Annotated in this window: 5 protein-coding genes; 3 read left to right on the forward strand and 2 right to left on the reverse strand. The window is 67.6% G+C overall.

Going from position 1 to position 10,010, the window contains the following annotated elements; translation table 11 throughout:
* From Q0S71_RS27235 to Q0S71_RS27245, 3 genes are all read left to right on the forward strand, one after another.
* Nucleotides 1-2,595, forward strand: a 2,595-nt coding sequence (locus Q0S71_RS27235) for a beta strand repeat-containing protein (RefSeq protein WP_367185346.1), incomplete at its 5' end; no start/stop codon positions are given.
* 259 nt (nucleotides 2,596-2,854) lie between these two features.
* Nucleotides 2,855-5,002, forward strand: a complete 2,148-nt coding sequence (locus Q0S71_RS27240) for a peptidase domain-containing ABC transporter (protein WP_296002924.1) — start codon at nucleotides 2,855-2,857, stop codon at nucleotides 5,000-5,002.
* Nucleotides 4,975-6,369: an HlyD family type I secretion periplasmic adaptor subunit gene (locus tag Q0S71_RS27245; protein WP_296002927.1), complete on the forward strand. Its 1,395-nt coding sequence runs from the start codon at nucleotides 4,975-4,977 to the stop codon at nucleotides 6,367-6,369. Before Q0S71_RS27240 ends, Q0S71_RS27245 begins: the two co-directional genes overlap by 28 nt.
* A 41-nt stretch (nucleotides 6,370-6,410) precedes the next feature.
* On the opposite strand, the gene Q0S71_RS27250 is transcribed toward Q0S71_RS27245, so the two are convergent.
* Nucleotides 6,411-7,970: a glycosyltransferase gene (locus Q0S71_RS27250; RefSeq protein ID WP_296002930.1), complete on the reverse strand. Its 1,560-nt coding sequence runs from the start codon at nucleotides 7,968-7,970 to the stop codon at nucleotides 6,411-6,413.
* Between the two features lie 230 nt (nucleotides 7,971-8,200).
* The coding region (locus tag Q0S71_RS27255) for a glycosyltransferase (protein WP_296002932.1) at nucleotides 8,201-10,010 on the reverse strand (1,810 nt) is incomplete at its 5' end.

The following is a 10,010-nucleotide window of genomic DNA, read 5'->3' on the forward strand; positions in this document are numbered from 1 at the left end:
CTGACGACCAACCAGATCAACAGCCTGGCCACGGCCTCGTTCGCGGCCCTGAGCACGGCCGATATCGCCAACGGCCTGACGACCGACCAGATCGTCGCCATGACGTCGAACCAGTTCGCCGCCCTGACCACCGCGCAAGTGTCTGCCCTGTCGAGCAACGACATCGCCGCCATCCAGACGGCGGACATCGTCGGCATGACCACGGCCGGTGTGTCCGCACTGCGCTCGGCCCAGGTCGCCGGCTTGACGACCGGCCAGGTCGCCAGCCTGTCGACTAACCAGGTCGCCGCGCTGACGACGGCCGCCATCACCGGTCTGAACAGCGACGACATCGCCGCCCTGACGACGGGCGAAGCGACCACGCTGAGCTCGGCCCAAGTTCTGGCCCTGACGACGGCCGACATCGCCGCGCTGACCTCCGATGGCTTCGCCGTACTGAAGACGTCCGCCATTGCCGCGCTGACGACCAACCAGATCAAGGCCTTGACCACGGCGCAAACCGCCGCGCTGACGACGGCCGAAGCGCTCTCGCTGAGCAGCGCCCAAGTCGCCGCGCTGGCCAGCGATGAGCTCGCGGTGTTGAGCACCAACGCCTTGAACGCGCTCAAGACCTCCTCGATCGCCGGCCTGTCGACGCTGCAAATCGGTGCGCTGACGACCAACCAGATCGCCAGCCTGGCCACGGCCTCGCTGGTGGCCTTGAGCACGGCCGATATCGGTTCCGGCCTGACCACCGACCAGATCGTCGCCATGACGTCGAATCAGTTCGCTTCGCTGACGACCGCGCAAGTCGCTTCGCTGTCGAGCAACGACATCGCCGCCATCGAAACTGCCGATATCGTTGGCTTGACGACGGCCGGCGTCGCCGGTCTGCGGACGGCCCAGATCGCCGGGCTGACGACCGACCAGGTTGGCGTGCTGAGCACCAACCAGACGGTGGCCCTGAGCACCGCCGCGATCGCCGCCCTGAACAGCGATCAAGCGGCCGCGCTGAGCACCCGCGACGTGGCCGTGCTGACCTCGTCGCAAGCGGTGGCGCTGACCACCGCCGCGCTGGCCAACCTGAGCACCAACGACTTCGCCGCCCTGTCGACGACGGCGCTCGCCGCCCTCACGACGTCGCAGGTGAAATCGTTGACGACCGACGAGATCGCCGCCCTGACGACCGGCCAGTCCGCCGCCCTGAGCAGCGCGCAGATCGTGTCGCTGAGCACCGCCGCCATCGTGGCGCTGACCACGGCCGACCTGGTAGCGCTGAAAACGTCGACCTTGGCGGGCTTGACGACGGCCCAGATCGCGGCGCTGACGACCGGCCAGATCAGCAGCCTCAGCACCAACGATATCGTGGCGCTGACCACCGGCCAGATCGCGGCGATCACCACCACGGACTTCGCCGCCCTCAACACCGACGACCTGGCCGCCTTGAAAACGGCGCAGTTCGCGGCGCTGACCACCGACCAGCTCGGAGCGCTGACGACGGCGCAGGTGGTGGCGCTGACGACGCTGGAAATCAGCACGCTGACCAGCCGCCAGATCGTCGGCCTGAGCACCGCCGCGGTCGCTGCGCTCACGACCAACGAAATCGCCGCGCTGAAGACCACCACGTTGCCTTCGATGACGACGGCGCAGTACTCGTCGCTGACCACGAACCAGTTGGTGGCGATGACGACGGCGCAGATTCATGCGATGACGACGCTGCAGCTGCATTCCCTGAGCAGCGACCAGATCCAGTCGCTGCCGACGAACGAAATCCAGTATCTGCAGAGCTTGACGCCTATCATGCTGGACCTGAACGGCAACGGCCTCCAGACCCTGGGCTTGGGCGCCGGCGTGCACTTCGACCTGGCGGCCAACGGCAACAAGGCCAACACCGGCTGGGTCGGCGGCGGCGATGGCTTGCTGGCCATAGACCTGAACGGCAACGGCCGCATCGACGATGGCTCCGAACTGTTCGGTTCCGGCACCACGCTGGCCGACGGCAGCAAGGCGGCCAGCGGCTACCAGGCCCTGGCCGAGCTCGACACCAACCATGACGGTGTCGTCAACAGCGCCGACAAGGACTTCAGCAAGCTCGCCGTGTGGGTCGACAGCAATGCCGACGGCATCACCGAAGCGGGCGAACTGAAATCGCTGGCCTCGTTGAACATCACCCAGCTCAATCTGGACGTGGCGAAGGGCGGCACCCTGGACAATGGCAACATCATTGGCCTGACGTCGACCTACAACACGGCCGACGGCGCCAGCCACGCCGCCGGCGACGTCTGGCTCGCACAGGGTGCGGCGGCCACACCGGCACCGGCGGCGACGCCGGCCGGCCTGCGCGGCAGCGTCACCGACCTGGTGCGGGCGATGGCCACGTTCGAGGGCGGCAGCAGCGTCCCGGCCAGCGCCTTGTCCAAGCTCGACGTCAGCGCCGCGGTGAAGAGCGCGACGGTGTCGACCAGCGTGGCCCAGATGGCGGACGTGCTGAAACGCTTCGATGCCGACGGCAAGCTGCTCGGCAGCACCACGACGGCGCCGACCGACACCACGCTGCGCCTGAACGCGCTGCATGGTGCCCACGGCACCGGCTTCCTGGCCACGCCGCAGAAGTAAAGGAAGCAAACCTCGCCGATGGCGGACCGGGCAACCGGTGCGCCATCGCTGGAACAGAAGCGGTAAGACCCTCCAGTCTTACCGCTTTTTTTATGTGCCCGCTGTTATCATTTAATGCGCCGGGAGTGTCGAGCCTGCGGTAAAATCCCAAGGCGGCATACACGGCGGCGGCGCGCCACCGATTTTCCATATGCTCATACAAGAAGGTGCACACTAATGTTGTCATCTGCTCCTCTGCCCGCGGTTTCTGCACGGTCTTATGCACGATAAATTCCCCCACACCGCGATCCAGTGCCTGACCGCGATCGCGCAGCATCACGGCCTGCAAATCAACCCTGAACGCCTGATCGACGACTACGCGCTGGCGGCCGCCGAGCCCGGCAACGACTTGCTGCTGCGGATAGCCGCCGACATCGGCCTGAAAGCCAAGAGCGACCGGCTCACCTGGTCGCGCCTGCTGGCCCAGGGCGGCGTGTTCCCGCTGATGGCGCGCCTGGACGACGGCAATATGGTGATCGTGGTCGGGATCAATAGCGGCGCCGACGGCGAGAGCCAGATCGCGCTGCTCAACCCGATCGCGGAAAACGCCGCCGTGGTGATGGCCACGCGCGCCGAGTTCGGCGCGCGCTGGAGCGGCGAGGTGCTGTTCGTCAAACGCCAGCACCGCCTGACCGATCCCAACCAGCCCTTCGGCCTGCGCTGGTTCATCCCCGAGATCCTTAAACAGAAAGCGGCGTTCCGCGACATCTTCATCGCCGCCATCGCGATGCAGATCCTGGCGCTGGCCTCGCCCATCTTTTTCCAGCTGGTGATCGACAAGGTGCTCACCCACCAGAGCGTGACGACGCTGTGGGTGCTGGCCGTCGGCATCGTGATGGCGCTGGTGTTCGACGCCGTGTTCGGCTTCCTGCGCCAGACCCTGACGCTGGCCGCCGGCAACAAGATCGACATGCGGCTGACGCGCCGCACCTTCGCCCACCTGCTGTCGCTGCCCATCGATTATTTCGAGACCACCTCGGCCGGGGTGGTGTCGCGCCACATGCAGCAGCTGGAAAAAATCCGCGGCTTCCTGACCGGCCGCCTGTTCATGACCGGCCTCGACCTGATCACCCTGGTGGTCTTCGTGCCGGTGCTGTTCGCCTATTCCTTCAAGCTGGCCTCGGTGGTGCTGCTGTTCGCCATCCTGATCGCCTGCGTCGTCATGGGCATGGTGCCGGTATTCCAGCGCCGCCTCAACGCGCTGTACTCGGCCGAGGGCCAGCGCCAGGCCATGCTGGTCGAGACCATCCACGGCATGCGCACCGTCAAGGCGCTGGCCATCGAACCGAGCCAGCGCCGCATCTGGGACCAGCGCTCGGCCGAGGCCATCACCATGCACTTCCGGGTCGGCCAGATTTCCATCACCGGCAACGCCATCACCGACTTCCTCGGCAAGCTGCTGCCGGTGACCATCATCGTGCTCGGCGCCCAGGACGTGTTCGACCAGGGCATGTCGGTCGGCGCCCTGATCGCCTTCCAGATGCTGTCGGGCCGCGTCACCGGGCCTTTGATTTCCATCGTGGCGCTGGTCAATGAATACCAGGAGACGGCGCTGTCCGTCAAAATGCTGGGCGAAGTGATGAACCGGGCGCCGGAAGGGCGCGCCGGCGCCGGCGGCCTGCGGCCGGTCCTGAACGGCGAGATCCGCTTCGACGACGTGGTGTTCCGCTATCCGGGCGCGCAAAACATGGCGCTGGACCGGGCCAGCTTCACCATCCATCCCGGCACGGTGGTCGGCATCGTCGGCCGCAGCGGCTCCGGCAAGACCACGTTGACCAAGCTGATCCAGGGCCTCTATCCGGTGGTCGAAGGCATCGTCCGCTTCGACGGCATCGACGCGCGCGAGATCGAGCTGTCGCATCTGCGGCGCCAGATCGGCGTGGTCCTGCAGGAAAACTTCCTGTTCCGCGGCACCGTGCGCGAAAACCTCACCGTCACCAAGCCCGACGCCTCGTTCGAGGAAATCCTGGAGGCGGCGGCGGCCTCCGGCGCCGACGAATTCATCGAGCGCATGCCGATGGGCTACGACACCATGCTCGAGGAAAACGCCGCCAACCTGTCCGGCGGCCAGAAACAGCGGCTCTCGATCGCCCGTTCGCTGCTGTCCAAGCCGCGCATCCTGATCCTCGACGAGGCGGCCAGCGCGCTCGACCCGGAGAGCGAAGCGATCTTCATCAAGAACCTGTCGCGCATCGCCGTCGGGCGCACCGTCGTCATGATTTCGCACCGCCTGTCGACGCTGGTCAACGCCAACACCATCCTGGTCATGCAGCAAGGCCGCCTGATGGATGCCGGCACCCATACCGAACTGCTCACCCGTAGCGACACTTACCAGCACTTATGGAACCAGCAAACAAGCCACCTGTAGGCGACAAGCGCCGCCGCCGCGGGGCCGATCAGACCGAGATCGAGTTCCTGCCCGACGCCGACGCCATCGAGCGCGGGCCGCTGCCCCGGTTCGTGCGGCTGACGCTGCACGTGCTCGCGCTGGCGCTGCTGACCTTCATCGTCTGGGCCAGCCTGTCGAAGGTGGAAAAAGTCGTCGTCGCCCGCGGCCGTCTGGTCAACCCGCAGCAGAACATCGTGGTGCAGCCGCTGGAGACGTCCATCATCCAGCGCATCGACGTCCAGGCCGGCCAGATCGTCAAGAAGGGCCAGGTGCTGGCCACGCTGGACCCGACCTTCGCCCAGGCCGACGAGGCCCAGCTGCGCACCCGCTTGCGCAGCCTCGACACCCAGACCGAAGGCTTGCGCGCCGAGCTGTCCGGCCAGCGCGCGCCCGGCGCCGGCACGGGCAAGCTGGTCGGCAGCGGCAAGGGCAGCGCCGACGACCTGCTGCAATCGCAGCTGTCGGGCGAGCGCCAGGCCAATTTCGACTCGCAGAAGACCAAGCTCGATCAAAACATCGCCAGCCTGCGCGCCGCCGTCGAGACCAACAAGCGCGACCAGCAGGTGCTGGGCCAGCGCGTCAAGTCGCTGCGCGAAATGGAATCGATGCAGGAGCAGTTGATGGCCGAGCAGTTCGGCGCCAAGCTGCACCTGCTCGAAGCGCGCGACCGCCGCCTCGAAGTCGAGCGCGACCTGGTGAGCCAGCAGAACAAGGCGCAGGAGCTGGCCGGTTCGCTGGCCGCGGCCCAGGCCGAGCGCGCCGCCTTCGGCAACGGCTGGCGCCAGAAGATGATGGAAGATTTACTGGCCGCCACGCGCGACCGCGACGGCGTCAACGAGCAGCTGGCCAAGGCCGACAAGCGCCATCAGCTGGTGCAGCTGGTGGCGCCGGCCGACGCCGTCGTGCTCGACACCGGCAAGCTGTCGGTCGGTTCCGTGATCCGCGAGGCCGAGACCATGTTCACCCTGGTGCCGCTGGGCGCCGAGATGGAGGCCGAGGTGCAGATCGACTCGCTCGACATCGGCTACATCAAGCCGGGCGCGCCGGCCCACCTGAAGGTCGACGCCTTCTCGTTCCAGCAGCACGGCACGCTCGACGGCAAGGTCGCCACCATCAGCCAGGACGCGTTCCGGCGCGAGGCCGGCGCGCCGGCGCAGGGACTGGACGCCTATTACCTGAGCCGCATCACCTTCAGCGGCGCGCACCTGAAAAAGATGGGCGCCGGTTCCCACCTGCTGCCGGGCATGACGCTGAGCGCCGAAATCGTCGTCGGCAAACGGTCGGTGATGTCGTATCTGCTGTGGCCGCTGACCAAGGCGGTCGACGAATCGATCCGCGAGCCCTGATGCCCCCACGCCACCGGTCGGGAAACCCGTCGGCTTGGCAATCAGCCTGCCATCAAGCGGTCGATGATGGCGTCGACGTTGTCGATGGTGAGCGGCTGGCGTAGGAGGTCGTGGTGGGCCAGGATGGCCGCGTCGCTGACTTTGGAATAATCGAGTCGCAACATTTTTTGCACCACGGCCGCGTCGTAGCGCCGCCCGACCACACCGGCCGGGTTGCCTCCGACGATGGTGTACGGCGCCACATCCGCGCTCACCACGCTGCCGGGGGCGACGACCGCGCCCTGGCCTATCGTCACGCCGGACAGTATCATGCTGCGCTGGCCGATCCGCACATCGTCACCCACCACCAGCGCCGCGGCGGCCGCCGCTTCCGCATGTTCGCCGAAATACCGGGCCATCAGGGGGAAGGTCGAGACGCCGTCATGCGCGGCGGTGGCGCCGGCCAGGAACTGGACGTCGCCGGCGATGGAGCAGAAACTGCCGATGCTCAGGCTGGCGTGGCCGGGGCCGTCAGTGATGATGCGCAGTTCGCCAGCGCTCATGCGGCCGACCCGGACCCGCTGGAAATCGATGTGCTCCGCCGTCCGCGCCAGCGTCGTGGCGTTGTGCGTGTTGAGCGCGCGCCAGTGCGCCTGCTGTTGTTCGGGCGTGGCGTTGTGCGGCAGGACCGGCGTGGCGGCGGCGCGCTTGGGCACGTCGGTCTCCAGCGTCGCCACCGCCTCGTAGAAATAGTCGTCGTCCTTGTAATCGTGCAGGTAGCGAAAGAAGCCCGTCTTCAGATAATCGTTGTTCGTGTCGAAGTAGACCGGGATGATGTGCTGCAGCAGGATCAGCTTCTTTTCACGCTCGTAGGTCATGCGGTCGAGCGCGCCGCCCAGCACATAGGGCTTTAGCAGGCTCAGGTAGTTCTGCCCGAACACTTCGGCGATATTGTAGGCGCCCTTCTTGTAACCGCCCGTGCGGCCCATCTTGACCATGGAAAAATATTGGCTGAACAGGACGATGGCGCGCTTGCCCATGCTTATCAGGCGCAGCATCACGTCGGTCTGCACCAGCCGCGTTTGCTGGTTGCGGCCGAAATCGCTCAGTGCGTGGAATTCCTCGCGCCACATGCCGAAGCCACCGATCCAGGTCGAGATGTAGGAGACCCGGCGCACGAAGTCGCTCATGGAATTCATCACCTCGATCGGATTGCCCTGGTTGTGGACGCCGTTGGTCAGGAACAGCACCGGCTTTTCCTCGGCCATGGCGTGGATCACGTTGATGATCTCGGCCAGGCTGCCATCGTTGACCAGCAGGTAGTCGTTGTGCAGCTTCATGTACAGGCCGCGCCCCCGCGCCAGCACGGATTCGAAATTGGCCTCCGGCGTGACCGCTTCTTCGTGGCGGTAGTAGCGCACCTTGCCGGGAAACGCTTGCACGAACACGGCCGCCACCGCCGGCGTGTCATCCTCGGAGTCGTTATCGGAAATGACGATTTCGACATCGTTGCCGACTATGAAAGCCGCTTGCGTGACGATGCTCTCGAGCGTGTATTTCAGGAAGGCCGCGCGGTTGTGGGTCGGGATGCAGATCGACAGGACGATGTCTTGGGATTCCATGGCTGAATTCAATCGGGGTAGGGGCAGGCGCGCGGCTGGCGTCGTGATGGCGGCCGGCTTGCCGGGTTGTCGGTGGAGTGTGATGTGCTTCGTGTGGTGGATATGGTCAGCCGCAGCCGTCGTATTTTAAACGAAAAGCACGCCATTTTTGCTGCCTCGGCCGGGGCGGGGCGGTTTTTTCGGGAACAAATTGCGCCGGTGTGGCGCGGCGGCCAAGGAGTGATGGTGGATCACGACAGCAGCAATCGATAGCCTTCGCGCAGAACCAGCTGCAGCTGTTCCAGCTCGGTCGGGGCCATGCCGGCCAGCGCCGCGTGTCGCGCGCTCAACATGGCCGTCGTCGCGGCCAGCCGCGCCGCCAGCACCGGTTTGAACTGCGCCGCATCGGGCAGGAAGGCTTGCTGCGCATGGGCGCCGTACAGCAGGCGCAGGCTGTCGACGCAGCGCGCCAGCAGGTCGGCGCCCTGCGCCGCGGCGGCGCCGGCCGGGACCGGAGCCGAGCTGGACAAGGGTTCCGGCAGATAGACGCAGTCGCGGCCCGGCAAGGCCGACAGCGCGGTCGCCACGCCGGCCAGTGCGCGGTAGCGCTGGCCCAGGTAGTGGCCAAAGCCGGCGCCGATGGCGTCGCGCCGCAGCAGCAAGGCGCCGGGGTCGGACAGCGCCGCCGCGATGGCGCCGTCGGCCGACAGCAGTAACGCGCCCAGCGAGGCGCCGCCGATCACCGTGTCGACGCCGAACAGCGGCGCGCCCGGCAGGCCCTGGGTGTCGGCGTCGGCATTCCATGGCCGGCGCCAGCCGGCGACCAGGCCGACGCCCGGATAGCGCTGGTAATAGGCCATCATGCGCGTCAGCCGCTGCGGCTGCAGCGTGTCGCCCGGCGGTGTGACGGCGATATATTGGCCCAGCGCCAGGGCCAGGCAGTGATCGAGGTTGGCGTCCGGCGCCAGGCCGGGCGCGCGGCAGTAGCGCAGTTGCGGGTGGCGCGCCAGCCAGGGCGCGACGCGGTCGCGGACGGCGTCGTCGCCGCTGCTGTCGCTGACGATGATTTCGACGTGGCCGTAGTCTTGTGCGACGGCGCCGCGCAGGCTGCGTTCGAGCGCGTCGGCGCCGCCGCGCGCCGGCGCGCCGGCGGCGATCAGTATGCTCACCAGCGGCAGGCCGGCGTCCGGGTGCAGGGGCGCCGCGTCGGCGTCGCCGGACGGCGGCGCGCCGTGGGCCACGCGCAGGTACAGGCGCTCCAGGTTGCGTACCAGCGCCGGGCTGTCGAACAGGGCGCTGCTGTCGCGCTCGCGTTTCAGGCGATTGCGCAGCGCGCCCAGCTTGCGTGGCGACTGTGACAGCTTGACCGCCATGTCCTCGAATGCCGCGCCGCCGTCCACGACCAGCTCCGGCAGCCCGGCCGCGTGCAGCAGGCTGGCGCCGACGCGGGCGGCGAAACCGCGTCCGGCGCTGCTCAGCAACGGCACCCCGGCCCACAGCGCATCGGCGCCGGCCGCGCCGTCGCTGCACGGCTGCGTATCGAGCGCCAGGCCGGCCAGCTGCAGCCGCGCCAGATGGCCCGGCCCGTGCAGGCTGGCGGCAAACACCAGCCGATCGCTGGCGACGTTGTGGCGCAGCGCGGCGACGCGCAGCCTGTCGCGCACCGCTTCGCTGTCCACCGCCAGCCATAGCACGCTGCCGGGCACGCGTCGCAGGATGCGCATCCAGCTGGCGTAGTGCTCCGGCGCCAGCAAGCCGGCGGCGCTGAAACAGCAGAACACAAAGCCCTTTGCCGGCAGGCCGCACGCGGCGCGGCGCGGGCGCGGACCGACGATGCGCTGGCGGTCGCCGATCTGGAAAGTGGCGGGAAGATACAGTGGCTGTTCGCTGAAGTAGGGCGCCAGCGCCGGCGGCAGCACGACGGCGTCGGCCAGCACATAGTCGATGCCGGCCATGGCGCTGGTGCCGGCATGGCCCAGCCACGCGATCTGCACCGGCGCCGGGCGCCGGGCCAGGATGGCGGGGCGGGCGCCGGCGCCCGGGCCGTGCAGGTCGACCAGG

Origin of the sequence: Rugamonas sp. (genome assembly GCF_025354735.1) — a bacterium.
GTDB lineage: Bacteria > Pseudomonadota > Gammaproteobacteria > Burkholderiales > Burkholderiaceae_D > Rugamonas.